13 protein-coding genes are annotated in these 15,527 nt (G+C 70.3%); 9 read left to right on the top strand and 4 right to left on the bottom strand.

The annotated features are described in order from the left end of the window. Positions 1 to 10 precede the first annotated feature (10 nt). From fusA to AMO33_RS23405, 3 genes are all read left to right on the top strand, one after another. Positions 11 to 2,113 (top strand): elongation factor G, encoded by a 2,103-nt coding sequence (gene fusA / locus AMO33_RS23395; protein ID WP_011211610.1) that lies wholly within the window; start codon positions 11 to 13, stop codon positions 2,111 to 2,113. A gap of 139 nt (positions 2,114 to 2,252) precedes the next feature. Beyond that, on the top strand, positions 2,253 to 3,443 hold the full coding sequence (tuf, locus tag AMO33_RS23400; RefSeq protein ID WP_011211609.1) for an elongation factor Tu: 1,191 nt from the start codon (positions 2,253 to 2,255) through the stop codon (positions 3,441 to 3,443). A 183-nt stretch (positions 3,444 to 3,626) separates the two neighbouring features. Next, positions 3,627 to 4,436 carry an alpha/beta fold hydrolase gene (locus AMO33_RS23405; protein WP_060594296.1) on the top strand — a complete coding sequence of 270 codons (810 nt, stop codon included), beginning with the start codon at positions 3,627 to 3,629 and terminating at the stop codon, positions 4,434 to 4,436. 45 nt (positions 4,437 to 4,481) lie between these two features. On the opposite strand, the gene AMO33_RS23410 is transcribed toward AMO33_RS23405, so the two are convergent. Together AMO33_RS23410 and AMO33_RS23415 are read right to left on the bottom strand one after the other, a co-directional pair. Then, entirely contained in the window at positions 4,482 to 5,114 is a 633-nt protein-coding gene (locus AMO33_RS23410) for a TetR/AcrR family transcriptional regulator (RefSeq protein ID WP_011211607.1), read from the bottom strand. Between the two features lie 46 nt (positions 5,115 to 5,160). Further along, positions 5,161 to 5,517, bottom strand: coding sequence for an SPW repeat domain-containing protein (locus AMO33_RS23415; RefSeq protein ID WP_011211606.1), 357 nt, complete (start codon positions 5,515 to 5,517; stop codon positions 5,161 to 5,163). A 201-nt stretch (positions 5,518 to 5,718) separates the two neighbouring features. On the opposite strand from AMO33_RS23415, the gene AMO33_RS23420 reads away from it, so the two are divergent. From AMO33_RS23420 to AMO33_RS23430, 3 genes are all read left to right on the top strand, one after another. Then, positions 5,719 to 6,915: an NAD(P)/FAD-dependent oxidoreductase gene (locus AMO33_RS23420; protein ID WP_041560438.1), complete on the top strand. Its 1,197-nt coding sequence runs from the start codon at positions 5,719 to 5,721 to the stop codon at positions 6,913 to 6,915. A gap of 105 nt (positions 6,916 to 7,020) precedes the next feature. Beyond that, the gene (locus tag AMO33_RS23425) at positions 7,021 to 7,782 is read left to right on the top strand and encodes a glutamate racemase (RefSeq protein WP_060594298.1); all 762 of its coding nucleotides are present in this window, start codon (positions 7,021 to 7,023) and stop codon (positions 7,780 to 7,782) included. Positions 7,783 to 7,845: 63 nt separating this feature from the next. Next, a complete protein-coding gene (locus tag AMO33_RS23430) occupies positions 7,846 to 8,610 on the top strand; it encodes a DNA alkylation repair protein (RefSeq protein WP_060594299.1) in 765 nt (254 codons plus the stop codon). Positions 8,611 to 8,664: 54 nt separating this feature from the next. Here AMO33_RS23430 and AMO33_RS23435 read toward each other — a convergent pair whose 3' ends face one another. Both AMO33_RS23435 and mftR2 read right to left on the bottom strand, forming a co-directional pair. Continuing rightward, positions 8,665 to 9,720 (bottom strand): ferredoxin--NADP reductase, encoded by a 1,056-nt coding sequence (locus AMO33_RS23435; protein ID WP_011211602.1) that lies wholly within the window; start codon positions 9,718 to 9,720, stop codon positions 8,665 to 8,667. 41 nt (positions 9,721 to 9,761) lie between these two features. Next, on the bottom strand, positions 9,762 to 10,400 hold the full coding sequence (mftR2, locus tag AMO33_RS23440; protein WP_240327306.1) for a mycofactocin system transcriptional regulator MftR2: 639 nt from the start codon (positions 10,398 to 10,400) through the stop codon (positions 9,762 to 9,764). A 265-nt stretch (positions 10,401 to 10,665) separates the two neighbouring features. On the opposite strand from mftR2, the gene mftF reads away from it, so the two are divergent. The 3 genes from mftF (at position 10,666) to AMO33_RS23455 (ending at position 15,045) form a co-directional block, all read left to right on the top strand. Continuing rightward, complete coding sequence (gene mftF, locus AMO33_RS23445; RefSeq protein ID WP_060594303.1) at positions 10,666 to 12,069, top strand: mycofactocin biosynthesis glycosyltransferase MftF; 1,404 nt, start codon at positions 10,666 to 10,668, stop codon at positions 12,067 to 12,069. Between the two features lie 15 nt (positions 12,070 to 12,084). After that, positions 12,085 to 13,575: a mycofactocin dehydrogenase MftG gene (gene mftG, locus AMO33_RS23450; protein WP_060594305.1), complete on the top strand. Its 1,491-nt coding sequence runs from the start codon at positions 12,085 to 12,087 to the stop codon at positions 13,573 to 13,575. A 120-nt stretch (positions 13,576 to 13,695) separates the two neighbouring features. After that, entirely contained in the window at positions 13,696 to 15,045 is a 1,350-nt protein-coding gene (locus AMO33_RS23455; protein WP_011211598.1) for a GAF domain-containing protein, read from the top strand. Positions 15,046 to 15,527 lie beyond the last annotated feature (482 nt).

The raw sequence follows: 15,527 nt of genomic DNA on the forward strand, positions 1-15,527 counted from the left end.
GAAGATTTCCGTGGCACAGGACGTGCTCACCGACCTGAAGAAGGTCCGCAACATCGGCATCATGGCCCACATCGATGCCGGTAAGACCACCACTACCGAACGCATCCTCTTCTACACGGGTGTCAACTACAAGATCGGTGAGACGCACGACGGCGCGTCGACCACCGACTGGATGGAGCAGGAGCAGGAGCGCGGCATCACCATCACCTCCGCCGCGGTGACCTGTTTCTGGAACCAGAACCAGATCAACATCATCGACACCCCCGGCCACGTGGACTTCACCGTCGAGGTGGAGCGGTCGCTGCGCGTGCTCGACGGCGCGGTCGCGGTCTTCGATGGCAAGGAAGGCGTGGAGCCGCAGTCCGAGCAGGTGTGGCGCCAGGCCGACAAGTACGACGTGCCGCGCATCTGCTTCGTCAACAAGATGGACAAGCTCGGCGCCGACTTCTACTTCACGGTGCAGACCATCAAGGACCGCCTCGGCGCGCGTCCGCTGGTCATCCAGCTGCCCATCGGCGCGGAGGACACCTTCGAGGGCGTCGTCGACCTGGTCGAGATGAACGCCAAGGTGTGGACCGGCGAGACCAAGCTCGGTGAGAAGTACGAGGTCAAGGAAATCCCGGCCGATCTGGCCGAGAAGGCCGAGCAGTACCGCCAGGAGCTGCTCGAGGCCGTCGCGGAGTCCGACGAGGCGCTGCTGGACAAGTTCTTCGGCGGCGAGGAGCTCACGATCGATGAGATCAAGGGCGCCATCCGCAAGATGACGGTCAACTCCGAGGCCTACCCCGTGCTCTGCGGCTCGGCGTTCAAGAACAAGGGCGTGCAGCCCATGCTCGACGCCGTCATCGACTACCTGCCTTCGCCGCTGGACGTCGAGAACGTCGAAGGCCACGTCCCCGGCAAGGAGGACGAGGTCATCAACCGTCGTCCGAGTGCCGACGAGCCCTTCGCGGCGCTGGCGTTCAAGATCGCGGTGCACCCCTTCTTCGGCAAGCTGACCTACATCCGGGTGTACTCGGGCAAGGTCGACTCCGGCGCCCAGGTCATCAACGCGACCAAGGGCAAGAAGGAGCGTCTGGGCAAGCTGTTCCAGATGCACGCCAACAAGGAGAACCCGGTTCCCGAGGTCTCCGCGGGCCACATCTACGCGGTGATCGGCCTCAAGGACACCACCACCGGTGACACCCTGTGCGATCCGCAGAACCAGATCGTGCTGGAGTCCATGACCTTCCCGGACCCGGTCATCGAGGTCTCGATCGAGCCGAAGACCAAGTCCGACCAGGAGAAGCTGGGCACCGCGATCCAGAAGCTGGCCGAAGAGGATCCCACCTTCTCGGTCAAGCTCGACCCCGAGACCGGTCAGACGGTCATCGGTGGCATGGGCGAGCTGCACCTCGACATCCTTGTCGACCGCATGAAGCGCGAGTTCAAGGTCGAGGCGAACGTCGGCAAGCCCCAGGTGGCCTACCGCGAGACCATCACCAAGACGGTCGAGAAGCTCGAGTACACCCACAAGAAGCAGACGGGTGGCTCGGGTCAGTTCGCGAAGGTCATCATCGCCCTCGAGCCGTTCGTGGGCGAGGACGGCGCGCACTACGAGTTCGAGAACAAGGTCACCGGTGGCCGCGTGCCGAAGGAGTACATCCCTTCGGTCGACGCCGGTGCCCAGGACGCGATGCAGTACGGTGTGCTCGCCGGTTATCCGCTGGTCAACCTGAAGGTCACGCTGCTGGACGGCGCCTACCACGACGTGGACTCGTCGGAAATGGCGTTCAAGATCGCCGGCGCGCAGGCCCTGAAGGAAGCGGCCCGCAAGGCCGGTCCGGTGATCCTCGAGCCGATGATGGCGGTCGAGGTCATCACGCCCGAGGATTACATGGGCGACGTGATCGGCGACTTGAACTCCCGCCGTGGTCAGATCCAGGCCATGGAGGAACGCAGTGGTGCCCGTGTCGTCAAGGCGCTGGTTCCGCTCTCGGAGATGTTCGGTTACATCGGTGACCTGCGGTCGAAGACCCAGGGCCGGGCGAACTACTCCATGGTGTTCGATTCGTACGCGGAGGTTCCGGCCAACGTGTCGAAGGAGATCATCGCCAAGGCGACCGGGGAGTGATCCCTTCCGGGGCAGGTGGCACACTTGCCTCGGAAACTCCCGGGCGCTCTGTACGACCCGAAATTTCCCTGCATCCGCAGGGATGACCCCCCGCACTGCTGCAACTGCAGGAACCAACACAGTCCAGGAGGACAAAACAGTGGCGAAGGCGAAGTTCGAGCGGACGAAGCCGCACGTCAACATCGGCACCATCGGTCACGTCGACCACGGCAAGACCACGCTGACCGCGGCGATCACCAAGGTGCTGGCTGACAAGTACCCGGATCTGAACCAGAGCTTCGCGTTCGATCAGATCGACAAGGCGCCCGAAGAGAAGGCGCGTGGCATCACGATCAACATCTCGCACGTCGAGTACCAGACCGAGAAGCGCCACTACGCCCACGTCGACGCGCCGGGTCACGCCGACTACATCAAGAACATGATCACCGGTGCGGCGCAGATGGACGGCGCCATCCTGGTGGTCGCCGCGACCGACGGCCCGATGCCGCAGACCCGCGAGCACGTGCTGCTGGCCCGCCAGGTCGGCGTGCCCTACATCCTGGTCGCCCTGAACAAGGCCGACATGGTCGACGACGAGGAGATCCTCGAGCTCGTCGAGATGGAGGTCCGCGAGCTGCTGGCCGCCCAGGAGTTCGACGAGGAAGCCCCCGTCGTGCGCGTGTCCGGCCTGAAGGCCCTCGAGGGCGACCCCAAGTGGGTCAAGTCCGTCGAGGACCTGATGGACGCCGTCGACGAGTCCATCCCGGACCCGGTGCGTGAGACCGACAAGCCGTTCCTCATGCCGATCGAGGACGTCTTCACCATCACCGGCCGTGGCACCGTCGTCACCGGTCGTGTCGAGCGCGGCATCATCAACGTGAACGAGGAAGTGGAGATCACCGGCATCCGTCCGGAGACCACCAAGACCACGGTCACCGGTATCGAGATGTTCCGCAAGCTGCTCGACCAGGGCCAGGCGGGCGACAACGTCGGCCTGCTGATCCGTGGCATCAAGCGCGAGGACGTGGAGCGCGGCCAGGTCGTCATCAAGCCGGGCACCACCACCCCGCACACCGAGTTCGAGGGCCAGGCGTACATCCTGTCGAAGGACGAGGGCGGCCGCCACACCCCGTTCTTCAACAACTACCGTCCGCAGTTCTACTTCCGCACCACCGACGTGACCGGCGTCGTGACCCTCCCCGAGGGCACCGAGATGGTCATGCCGGGCGACAACACCGAGATGAGCGTCAAGCTGATCCAGCCGGTCGCCATGGAAGAGGGCCTGCGCTTCGCGATCCGCGAGGGTGGCCGCACCGTCGGTGCCGGCCGCGTCACCAAGATCATCAAGTGATTTCCTGAAATCACGATCTGCCACGGCGCCGCTCCGCAAGGGGCGGCGCCGTTCGGCGTTTCCGGGGGCCGTCCTGATTTCGGTCCAGTGCCGATTGCTGCAATGTTGCCGGACCGGCCCGCGGTGGCCGACCGCAGTGCGACACTGGACGGGCCCGCGAGTGCCGAACCTTCGGGAGGACCGATGCGCACCTCGTCCCGTGCGGCCGATCTCGACATCGTCGAGGGGACTCTGCCGCTCGGCCTGCCCTACCGCGCGCTGGGATCGGGGCCGCCGTTGGTGTTCCTGCGCTGGTTCACTCCCGACCACGCCAATCCGGCGGGGCTGATGGCCAGGGCGGAGATCGCGGCGCTGGCGCCGCTGGCCGCGCATCGGCGGGTCTATGCGGTGAACCGGGCGCCGGACATGCCGTCGGGCACCACGATGGCCGAGATCGCCGACGATCACGCCGCCGCGCTGCGCACCGAGTTCAGTGCCCCGGTGGACGTGCTCGGCATCTCCTCCGGCGGGTCGGTGGCGCTGCAACTGGCCGCCGACCACCCCGACGTGGTGCGCAGGCTGGTCGTGGCCGCCTCGGCGTCGCGGCTGGAGGAACGGGCCCGGGTGGCGCAGCTGCGGTACGCCGAGGCCGCCGCAGCGGGTAAGCGCGCCCTGCACCACATGGAACCCGAGCCGCGAACCGTGCGGGCCAGGATCAACGCCGCGGTGATGTGGTTGCTCGACCCGCTCGCCCGGCCCCGCAATCCCGCCGACACACTGGCGTTCGTCCGCGCCGAGGACGCCTTCGACGTGACCGACCGGCTGGCCGCGATCACCGCGCCCACGCTGGTGATCGGCGGCGAGCGCGACGAGTTCTACTCGCCGGAGGCGTTCCGCCGGACCGCCGACGGCATCCCCGACTCCCGGCTGGTGATCGTGCCCGGCGCGGGCCACATGGGCGCGGTGCGGCATCCGCGGTTCGCGGCCGAGGTGCTCGCCTTCCTCGACCACTGAGGGATCGGACCACTGAGGGATGGCCCGGGCCGGCCGCCTGCCGGATCAGCCGAGCTGGGTCATCCCCGCCGCCACCACCTTCGCCACCCCGAGCAGTTCCTCGCTGGTGGGCAGGGCCACGCCGTCGAGCGCGTGCAGCCGGTCGGTGCTGGCGATGGCGAACATCGCCGAGACCCAGGCGGCCGCGCAGGCGCGAACCGTGCCCGGCCGCACCGGTTGCGGCGCGCTGGCCTGCAGTACCCGCGCCGTCACGTCGAGCAGGTGGTCGCGCAGGCGCCGCAGTTGGGCGCGCACGTCGGGATGGGTGTCGGCCTCGCGCCACATGATCACGCGCAACACCGAGGAGTGGTGCTCGCGCAGGTTCAGCGCGGTGTCGAGGTTGAGCAGGCTGGCGGCCGGGTCGCCGGGGGCGACCACCGCGCCGATGTCGGGCACCGGGTGGGCGGGCACCCGCTCGGCCATCAGCGCCGACAGGATCGCGTCCTTGGTGGGGAAGTAGTAGAAGACCAAGCCCTTCGGCACACCCGCGACCGCCGCGATGGCGGCGGTCGGGGTGGCGTCGAATCCTTTGGCGGCGAAGAGCTGTTCGGCGGCGTCCAGGATGAGTTCGCGGGCGTCGCCGTCGAGCTTGGCGCTGCGGCGGCGCCCGGTCCGGGCGGGGTGCTGCGTGCGCGTCACGGCGTCCTCCGTGGCGGTCCGCCGACCACCTTCGGCCGCCTCGGGGTCAGTGGTGCACGGCGGTGCGATGCATGCGTCCGGTGACCGCGGGCAACGCCGCGATCGCGACCACCACCGTGACGACCCCGACCACCCATGCGGTCCAGGATGCGCCACGGAACTCGGTGAAGTCCATCGCCCAAGGCGAGAGGAACAGCAGCGCGCCGAACAACGCCATCGCGTAGTCGGCCATCGCCATCGCGGGCCGGGCCATCTGCGCCAGGCCGGTGAGGGCGATGAGCACGCCGAGCACGATCAGCGTCCACATGGCCCGGTCGCTGGTGTCGAGCCACAGCGGCGAGAGTGCGGTGAAGGCGCCGAGCACGACCGCGAGCAGGTCCTGTGCGCGACTCTCGGTGAACATGGTGTGCCTCCTGCGAGAGAACAATGGTCCTGACCTCGGTATAGACCTGATTGACCGCCCGGTCGATATCGGGATGGATACGATTGCGCGGCGAAGTGTGATACGCCCGCACCGGGTGCATCCCGCTCGGAAAAGGAGCGGTCCCACGATCTACCAAGCGCTTGCTAGGGTGAGATGTCGCCGAGGGAAGGGACCACCGCAATGAGCGCGCCGATCGTCATCGTGGGAGCCGGGCTGGCCGGACTGCGGACCGCCGAGGAACTGCGCCGCGCCGGGTACGAGGGCGACCTCGTGCTGCTGGGCGACGAGGCGCGCCTGCCCTACGACCGCCCGCCGCTGTCGAAGCAGTTCGTGCGCGGCGAGACCGACGACACCACGTTGCGCCCGGCCGAGTTCTTCACCGACAAGCGCATCGAGCTGCGGTTGGGCACCACCGCGACCGGAGTGGACACCGCCACCCGCCGGGTCCTGCTCGCGGACGGCTCCGCGCTCGCCTACGACCATCTCGTCATCGCGACCGGCCTGCGGCCCCGCACACTTCCCGGGCTGCCGACGCCGGCCGGCGTGCACGTGTTGCGCGACCATGCCGACGCCACCGCGTTGCGCGACGAATCAGCTTCCGCCACAGCGGCTCTGGTGATCGGCGCGGGCTTCATCGGCTGCGAGGTGGCGGCCAGCTTCCGGGCGCGCGGGCTGGACGTGGTGCTGGTCGAGCCGCAGCCGACTCCGTTGGCCTCGGTGCTCGGCGAACAGGTCGGCGGGCTGGTCGCGCGCATGCACCGCGCCGAGGGGGTCGACCTGCGCTGCGGCACCGGGGTGCGGACCCTGCTGTCCGACGACCGGGGCCGGGTGCGTGGGGCGCTGCTCTCCGACGGCGCGGAGGTGCGCGCCGACCTGGTCGTCCTGGGGGTGGGCTCGCGGCCCGCCGTCGAGTGGCTGGCCGATTCCGGTATCGCGCTGGCCGAGCAGGCGGCCGGCGGTGGCGTACTGGCCGACGAGGTGGGCCGCACGTCGGTCGAGCGGGTCTGGGCGGTCGGCGACGTGGCGGCCTGGCGGCACGAGACCGGCGCACAGCAGCGGGTCGAGCACTGGACCAACGCGGGGGAGCAGGCCAAGCTGGTGGCCTGCGCGCTGCTCGGGGCCGAACCGCCGACGGCCGCGCGGGTGCCGTACTTCTGGAGCGATCAGTACGACGTGAAGATCCAGGCACTCGGCACGCCGAGCGCCGACGACGACGTCTCGGTGGCGGCCGACGACGGCCGCAAGTTCCTCGCGTACTACTCGCGCGCGGGCGCCCTCACCGCGGTGGTCGGCGCGGGCATGACGGCGCAGGTCATGAAGGCCCGCGCCAAGGTGGCCGCGGGCGCTCCGGTGGCCGATCTGCTGGCCACCACCTGAGCCGAGCACCGCGGAGACCGATTCGCGTGCCCGCGTGGGGCGTCGCGCCGGCGACCCCGCTCGGGCGAATTCGTGGCCGCGGGGCCCTGTAATACGGTGGTCGATGTGATCGTCGCGCTCATCGACTCGGGTCTGGGGCTGCTGCCAACGGCCGCGTGGCTGCGCAAGCTGCGCCCGGATGTGGATCTGCTGCTGCAACTGGACCCCGACGGCGCGCCCTGGGGGCCCAAGCCGGAGCAGTGGACGATCGAGCGGGTGGTGGCGGCGGCGCGTACCTCCATCGCCGCCGGGGCCGAGGTGATCGTGCTGCCCTGCAACACCGCCAGCGTGACCGCGCTCGAGCAGGTACGCGCCGAGGTCGGGCCCGAGGTGCCGGTGATCGGCACGGTGCCCGCGATCAAGCCCGCCGCCGCGGCCTGCCGCCGGGTGGCGGTGTGGGCGACGGCCGCGACCACGGCCAGCCGCTATCAGGCGGAGCTGATCGAGAAGTTCGGTGGTGACGCCGAGGTGGTCGGGGTGGCCTGCCACGGCCTCGCCGACGCCATCGACCGCGGTGACCTCACCGCGGCCACCGACGCGATCGCCCGCGCGGCCGCGCAGACCCCGGCGGGCACCGAGGGCGTGGTTCTGGGCTGCACGCACTATCCGCTGGTCGTCGACGCCATCGTCGCCGCGCTGCCCGCGGGGGTGCGGCTGTTCGACAGTGCGCAGGCCGTGGCGGCGCAGACCATCCGCAAGATGGAGGGGCTCGGCAGGCCGACCACCGGGGAGGGCGTGGTCCGCGTCCTCAACAGCGGCAGGCCGGGCACGCTGCCCCCCAGCGCCGCCGCCTATGAACCGGGACGCATCCTCGGCGCCCAGCCCTGACACCGCGGTCGGCGGCCGCCCGCCGGTTAGCCTTGCGCGAGATGCGTGTCGAGGAGGTCCGCGATGAGTCCATCGGTGTCCACCGCCGAGCAGGTCCGCGCCGCGCTGGCCGAGGTGGCCGATCCCGCGGACGCCGTGCATCTGCAGCGCTTCTTCAAGACCGGGCCGGGTGAATACGGCGAGGGCGACGTCTTTCTCGGCGTGCGGGTGCCCGCTACCCGGGCGGTCGCCAAGCGTTTCGCCGACCTGCCGCTGGACGAGATCGACGCCCTGCTCGACAGCGCCGTGCACGAGGAGCGCCTGGCCGGATTGCTGATCCTGAACCTGCGGTACGCCCGCGCGGGCAAGGCGCGCCCCAGCGACCCCGACGCGCAGCGGGAAATGGCCGACGCGCAGCGGGAGATGGTGGAGCGGTACCTGGCCGCGGTGCGGCGCGGCCGGGTGAACAACTGGGATCTGGTCGACTCCTCGGCCGAATACGTGCTCGGCGCCTGGCTGCTCGACAAGCCGCGCGATCTGCTCGCCGAGCTGGCGGCCGCCGATTCGCTGTGGGAGCGGCGGGTCGCGTTGCTGAGCACCTTCGCCTTCATCAAGGCAGGCGACGCCTCGACCACCTTCGCGCTGTGCGAGCGGCTGCTGGACGACCGCCGCGACCTGATCCAGAAGGCCGTCGGCTGGATGCTGCGCGAGGTCGGCAAACGTATCGACCCCGCGCTGCTCACCGGTTTCCTGGACCGGCACGCGGCCCGGCTGGGCCGCACCGCGCTGTCCTACGCCACCGAGCATCTCGACGCCGAGCGCCGCGCGGCGTACCGGGCGATGCGCTGAGTGCCGCGGCGGGACCGATGCCGGGCGCCGCGCGGGCCGGAAGCCGGGCGCCGCTCAGAACTGGATGCGGAGCCGATCGGTGACCGGGCGCGCCTGGCAGCCGAGGATGTAGCCGTTGGCGATGTCCTCCGGGTCGAGGATCTCGGCGTTCTCCATCGCGACCTCACCCTCGAGCACGGTGCAGGCACACGATCCGCACTCGCCCTCCTGGCAGGAGTACGGCACGTCGATGCCCTTGGCGAGCATGATGTCGACCAGGGTCTGCTTGCGCGGCCAACTCAGCTCGTGCACCTCGCCGTCGAGTTCCACCTCGACGGTGGCGGCGTCGGCGGCCTCCTCGTCGCTCACCTCGACGGGGGCCTGGTCGGCGAACGGGTCACCGGCCAGCGAATTGAAGACCTCGGCGTGGGTGCGGTTGCGCGGCACCCCGAGCCGGGCCAGCGCGTCGTGCACCAGATCCATGAACGGCTTGGGGCCGCACATGAACGCTTCGTAGCTCGCGTACGGCGCGGTCAGGCTCGCGAGCGCGTCGGCGGTGGGCAGGCCCTGCAGCGGCTCCAGCCAGTGGATCACGGTGAGCCGCTGGGGGTGCTTGGCGGCCAGTTCGCGCAGCTCGTCGGCGAAGATGACGGTCTCGGCGTCGCGGTTGGCGTAGACCAACACGATCTTGCCGGTGCCGCGCGCGAGCGCCGATTTGAGGATCGACATCACCGGCGTGATACCGCTACCGGCACCGAACAGCAACAGGTTCTCGTCCAGATCCCTTGGCGTGAACACGCCCGAGGGCGGCAGCACCTCGAGCTGGTCGCCGGGCTTGACGTTGTCGCAGACCCAGTTGGAGCCGTAGCCGCCCTCGGTGCGCTTGACCGTCACCTTGGGCTTGTCGTCGGTGTAGGGCGAGCTGGCCAGCGAATAGCAGCGTGCCACCGATCCGGTGAGGTCACTGGGGATTCGGAGGGTCAGGAACTGGCCGGGCCGGTAGGCGAACTTCTCGGTGAGATCCTCGGGCACGTCGAAGACCAGCGAGCAGCTGTCGGCCGTCTCGGCGATCACCGCGGCGACCCGCAGGACTGCCGAACGAGAACCGTGTGGAACTTCGACGGTGGTCATGTCGTCCTCTCGAACGCGAAAACTAGAACGTGTTTCAATTTTCATCGTACGTCGCGGTCGGCCCGTGCGACAAGCCGCGCCTCCAGTCCGGCGATCAGCACCTCCATGCCGAAGTCGTAGACGTACTTCCCGCGCAGGTCGGGCATGTAGGCGGTGGCCCGTGCGACGACCTCGGGCAACTCCACCTCGCTCAGCTGCGCCGGATCGCGCGGGTTCACCCGCCTGCGGCCGAACAGATAGGTGTGCACGGTCGCGTAGGCGGCGAGCACGTCCCGGTCGCCGAAGCCGGCATCGGCCAGGATGCACATGATGGCCGCGATCAGGTCGAGCTGCTTACCCAGCATCTGCTCGATGAGGATGTCGCCGAGGCCGGGGTGCCTGCGCAGTTTCTCATCGATCTGATCCACCAGTTCACGCAGCCGCTGCTGCCAGGGGCCGGACTCGCGCGGCGGGGTGCGCACGCCGGTCAGCGCGGCGCTGGCGACCAGGTCGAGCAGCTCGCGCTTGTCGGCGACGTAGTAGTACGGCGCCATCGGCGAGACGCCCAGCTCCCGGGAGAGCCGGCGCATGGACAGCTTCTCCACGCCGTCCTCCCGAACCACGCGCAGGGCTGCCTCGACGATCTCGGACTCCGACAGCGTGCTGCCGCCCCCGTTGGCCTGCATTCGTCCGACTCCCATGCCACCTCTACCACCGCGGGCATGTGTCGCCCGTCACGATCCGTTCCGCTGCTGTACATCCGAAGTCTAGAGGCGGTATCCCCGGCCCAGGGCAGTGCGCCGGTTGCCCTCCCGTTGCGGCCCCGCTCGCGCCGAGGCCCGGCGGATCGGCGGCAACACGCCGTACCCACCGGACGACCCGGGTGTCCTGGCGATTCCTGTCGTTTCCGGTCGATTTCGCGCACCGATGCTGCCCGCGGGCCGGAGATTGCCTAGCATGCCAGGAATGCGCCACGATCGATTGCCCGACGGCTTCGGGGTACGGATCGATCCACGGGTACGCGCATACTCCGGCAACCGCATCCTGATCGGCGGGACGCCCGCCAGGGTGTTGCGCCTGGCGCCGGAGGCCGCCGAGATGATCGGCGACGGGTACCTCGAGGTCACCGGACCGAAGTCCGCCGTCGTCGCCCGGCGGCTGCTCGACTCCGGCGTCGCCAACCCGCGCCCGCGCCTGCTGCCCTCCACCGACGACGTCACCGTCGTCGTCCCGCTGCACAACAACCCCGAGGGCCTGGCCAGGATGCTGGCGGTGTTGCGCGGCCACCACGTCATCGTCGTCGACGACGGCTCCGACCAGCCGGTGCGCATTCCGGAGACCCGCGGCACCCGCTGCCGCGTGACGGTGCTGCGGCACGACACCGCGCACGGCCCGGCCGCCGCGCGCAACGCCGGACTGCGCGCGGCGACAACCGAATTCGTGGCGTTCCTGGATTCGGACGTGGTGCCGCGCAGCGGCTGGCTCGAGGTGATGCTCGGACACTTCAGCGATCCCGAGGTCGCGCTGGTGGCCCCGCGCATCGTCGCGCTCGACGCCGAATCGAACGCCCTGGCGCGCTACGAACACACCCGCTCCTCGCTCGATCTCGGCAGGCGCGAGGCGGCGGTGCACTCGCGCGGGCCGGTGTCCTACGTGCCGAGCGCGGCGATGCTGGTGCGGCGTCAGGCGTTGCTGGCCGTGGGCGGCTTCGACGAGTCGATGCGGGTGGCCGAGGACGTGGACCTGTGCTGGCGGCTGGAGCGGGCGGGCAGGCGGTTGCGCTACGAGCCCGCCGCGCACGTCGCGCACGACCACCGGGTCGCCTTCCGCGCCTGGTTCGGCCGGAAGATGTTCTACGGCACCGGGGCCGCACCGCTGGCCCGCAGGCACGGCCCGGTGGCGGTCTCGCCGCTGTCGCTGCCGTACTGGACGGCACTGGCGGCGGTGCTCTTCGCGACGCTGACCCGGTGGGGACTGCTCGGTGGGCTGGTGGCCCTGGCGACCGCGCTGGTGCGGTTGCGGCGGGTGTTCGCCGGGCTGGACAACCCGACCAGGATCGCCGCGCTCTATCTCGCGCGCGGGTTCTTCGCCGGGCTGTGGCGCATCGCCTCGGCGATGTGCCGGCACTACTGGCCGATCACCCTGCTGGCCGTGCTGGTTTCGCGGCGGGTGCGGCGCATCGCGGTGACGATGGCGGTGGCCGACGGACTGGCCGACTGGTTCACCCATCGCGACGCGGGCGGGCTCGACCCGGTGCGCTATCTGGTCTACAAGCGGCTCGACGATCTCGCCTACGGCACCGGGCTGTGGGTGGGGGCGGCCCGGGCGCGCAGCCTCGACGCGCTGCGGCCGGCCTTCTCGCGGCGCTGAGGACGGCGGGCGGCGGTGACGGACACCCTGATCGTCGGCGGTGGCACCGCCGGTTGCGTGCTCGCCGCCCGGTTGAGCGAGGACCCCGCGCACACCGTTCGAGTGCTCGAGGCGGGCCCGGTGTGGCTGGAACCGCAGCGGTGGCCCGCCGCCCTGCGCGACGCCGGCCGCATGCCCATCGATCCGGCCGCGCCGTGGCTGTGGCGCTACACCTCGACCCTCGACGACGGTGCGGGCGCGGCCGCCGCCGTGGTCGGGCAGCTGGTGCGCGGACGGGTGCTCGGCGGCTCGAGTTCGGTGAACGGCAGCTACTTCGGGCGTGCCCGCGCGGCGGACTTCGCGGCCTGGAGCCGGATCGCGGGACCGCTCTGGGACTTCGACGCCGTGCTACCCGCGTACGAGCGCAGCGAACGCGACCTGGATTTCGGCGACCGGCCCGGCCACGGCGCGCACGGCCCGATCCCGGTGCGCCGCACCGCGACCGGGGTCCCGGTGAGCCGCCTGTTCGCCGACGCCGTGCGAGCGGCCGGGTTCGGCGAGCGCGCCGACCTCAACGGCCTCCCCGATGCCGGACCGCCGACGGGGCTGGCGAAGGTGCCGTGCAATGTCGCCGACGGCCGCCGGGTCGGCACCGCGGCCGCCTACCTGCTGCCCGCCGCGACGCGACCGAATCTGCGGGTGGACGGTGAGGTTCCGGTCTCGCGCATCCTGTTCCGGCGCGGGCGCGCGGTGGGTGTCGAGTACCGGCGCGGCCGGGCCACGGAGACGGCGTGGGCCGATCGGATCGTGCTGTGCGCGGGTGCGGTGGAATCGGCTGCGCTGCTGCTGCGTTCGGGCATCGGTCCGCCCGGGCAGCTCCGCGCACTCGGGATCACGCCGGTGCAGGCCGCCCCGGTCGGCAGCTGGTGCACCGACCATCCCGAGATCGGCGTGGAGTACCGGCTGGAACCGGAACCGGATCGGCCGCCGACCGTGCCGCTGGAATACGTGCTCGACCTGGACGACATCGAAATACGGCCCTACACGGTGTCTTTCACGCCGGACACGTATCGTCTCGGGGTGGCCCTGATGCGACCGCTGGCCGCGGGCGAGTTGCGGTTGCGGTCGGCCGATCCCGTCCAGCCGCCGGTCCTCGAACACCGGTACCTGTCCGCGGCGGCCGACCGGGATCGGTTGCGCGCGGCCGCGGTGCTGGCCGCCGATCTGCTCGCCGCGGTGCCCGGCGCCCGGCCGAGTACGGTCGCGCCACCGGCGGCGGGGGAGCGGTCGGCGGCGTGGCTGCGGGCGCGCCTCGCCACCTCCCAGCACCTGTCGGGCACCTGCCGGATGGGCGGGCCCGAGGATCCCGCGGCGGTGGTCGACGCGCAGTGCCGGGTACACGGGGTGGCCGGGCTGGCCGTGGTCGACCTGTCCATCGTCCCGGTGCCGCTGAGCCGTGGACCGCAGGCCAGCGCCGTCATGCTCGCCGAGCGCGCCGCCGAGTTCCTGCGCGACGGAGAGTTCTGAAAGACAAATAGGTCACAATTCGCGAAGGTATGGAGCCGATGTGACCTGTCGGACAAACCGAACATCCACCCCTCGCCGGGGAAAACGCGCCGGTACAGTTTGGGGCGGAAAGAAAGGCAAATGGTCAGCAATCTTGCAGGTGGGCGGCCCCCACGGCACGGCGTCGAGCCCGGCACGCAACTCGGCGCACTGGAAGCCTATGCCGCACAAGCCCATGGATATCTCAGCGCGGGCGGTGAACAGCTCTCGCAGCTGGCCGGACTGCTGCGCCCGCTGGTGCTGGAATCCTGGCTGCGCAGCCTGCGCAGCGGCGTCGACCCGATGGATGTGCTCAGTGATCGCGGGCTGCGCGGTGCCGATCTGCACCGCTACCGCGACGCGCACCCGTTGGCCGCGCTGATGCCGCTGATCGACAAACTCCTCGTCCAGGACGCCGCGCGCAGCGGCCTGATCGTCGCCGTCGCCGACCAGTTCGGCCGGGTGCTGTCGGTGCACGGCAATCCCGACCGGGTCGCCGCCGCGGCCGAGGTCGGCCTGCGCGCGGGCGACGATCTGAGCGAACGCCGCATCGGCACCAACGCCGTCGGCCTGGTGGTGCGCACCGGCCGGGCGACCTGGATCCACGGCCCCGAGCACTTCCTGCATCGCATGCACCAGATCACCGGCGCCGCCGCGCCTGTGCACGATCCCGACGGCAGGCTCGTCGGCGTGCTGATGATCGCCGGTGGCGTGCGGGTGGCCAAACCGGAGATTCTCGCGCTGGTCAAGGCGACCGCGACGGCGGCGGAGATGGACCTGCTGCTCACCGCCATGCGATCCGGTGGCGGCAAACGGGAGCCTGCGCCGCCGGAGTCGCGAGCGCTGTCGCTCGAGGTGCTCGGTCTCGGTCAGCCGCAACTGACGGTCGACGGCGACCGGGTGCCGCTGTCGCAGCGGCACGCCGAGATCCTGCTGCTGCTCGCCGAACATCCCGAGGGACTCGGCGCCGACCATCTCGCCCTGCTGCTCGACGACACCGACCTGGACAACGGCACCATCCGCGCGGCCATGTCGCGCCTGCGGACGGTGGTCGGCCCCAGTGTGGTCGGCTCGCGGCCCTACCGTCTGCGCGTGCCGGTCGCAACCGATGTCGACGCCCTGCGCGCGGCGCTGGACACCGGTGATGTCGAATCCGCATTACGCCTCTACGCCGGTCCGGTGCTGCCCCGGTCGAGTGCGCCGGGGATCGCCGACATTCGTGACGAACTGCGGGTGCGACTGCGCGCCGCGGTCCTCGGCTCCGGCGACAGCGCGGTTTTGCGCCGGTGGACGGCCGGGCCGGAAGGGCGGGACGACGCCGCCGCCTGGGCCGCCTATCGCGCCTCGGTCGATCGCGATTCGCCGCTGTATGCGCAGATCGAGGCCAAGATCCGGGTGCTCGACCGCCGACTGGGCGCCGATGCAACGCGGATGCAACGTTCCGGCTCATAGTCTGCACACCCGACAGTGTGGTAGCTCACACACGCGGCCGATCGGCGTCGCGTGCCTCGCGCTGTGCCCGGGTTTTCTACCCCGTAAGACCATCTGGTCAGTTGCCCAGAAGTTTTTAGCGGAACCGGTTCCTTTTTATTGACTCACCGCCTAGTGTTCGCAATGCACACCAAGTACGTGTGACGCAGGGAACACTTTCGCCGCGCTCGTCGCGAGCCGGCAGCGACGTGGGAGGAACGATCACAAGCTAGGCCAAACCCGGGTGCGGAGCATTTCTCCGCCGCGGTGGTGGTCCGACCGGGCCACCGTTTCGTTCACGCAATCTGTGCGCGGGTGACGTCGTCGCCGTTCGCGCTCTCATCGAATCCGCCTGTGGTGGCGCACCTTCCGCGTACCGGGCCGTCGCGGCCAGGTACGGGGCCGGTCTCGTGCTGCCCGAAACGGGTTCGGCAGTGGTTCTTTCGCCGATCGAGGAGGCTCTG

Source organism: Nocardia farcinica, assembly GCF_001182745.1.
Lineage (GTDB): Bacteria > Actinomycetota > Actinomycetes > Mycobacteriales > Mycobacteriaceae > Nocardia > Nocardia farcinica.

What these genes read in the sequence shown, in the direction of transcription:
- AMO33_RS23405 (WP_060594296.1), top strand. Translation starts at nt 3,627, where the DNA reads ATGCGCACCTCGTCCCGTGCGGCCGATCTCGACATCGTCGAGGGGACT.
- AMO33_RS23415 (WP_011211606.1), bottom strand. Translation starts at nt 5,517, where the DNA reads ATGTTCACCGAGAGTCGCGCACAGGACCTGCTCGCGGTCGTGCTCGGC.
- AMO33_RS23420 (WP_041560438.1), top strand. Translation starts at nt 5,719, where the DNA reads ATGAGCGCGCCGATCGTCATCGTGGGAGCCGGGCTGGCCGGACTGCGG.
- AMO33_RS23430 (WP_060594299.1), top strand. Translation starts at nt 7,846, where the DNA reads ATGAGTCCATCGGTGTCCACCGCCGAGCAGGTCCGCGCCGCGCTGGCC.
- AMO33_RS23435 (WP_011211602.1), bottom strand. Translation starts at nt 9,720, where the DNA reads ATGACCACCGTCGAAGTTCCACACGGTTCTCGTTCGGCAGTCCTGCGG.
- mftR2 (WP_240327306.1), bottom strand. Translation starts at nt 10,400, where the DNA reads ATGGGAGTCGGACGAATGCAGGCCAACGGGGGCGGCAGCACGCTGTCG.
- mftF (WP_060594303.1), top strand. Translation starts at nt 10,666, where the DNA reads ATGCGCCACGATCGATTGCCCGACGGCTTCGGGGTACGGATCGATCCA.
- AMO33_RS23455 (WP_011211598.1), top strand. Translation starts at nt 13,696, where the DNA reads ATGGTCAGCAATCTTGCAGGTGGGCGGCCCCCACGGCACGGCGTCGAG.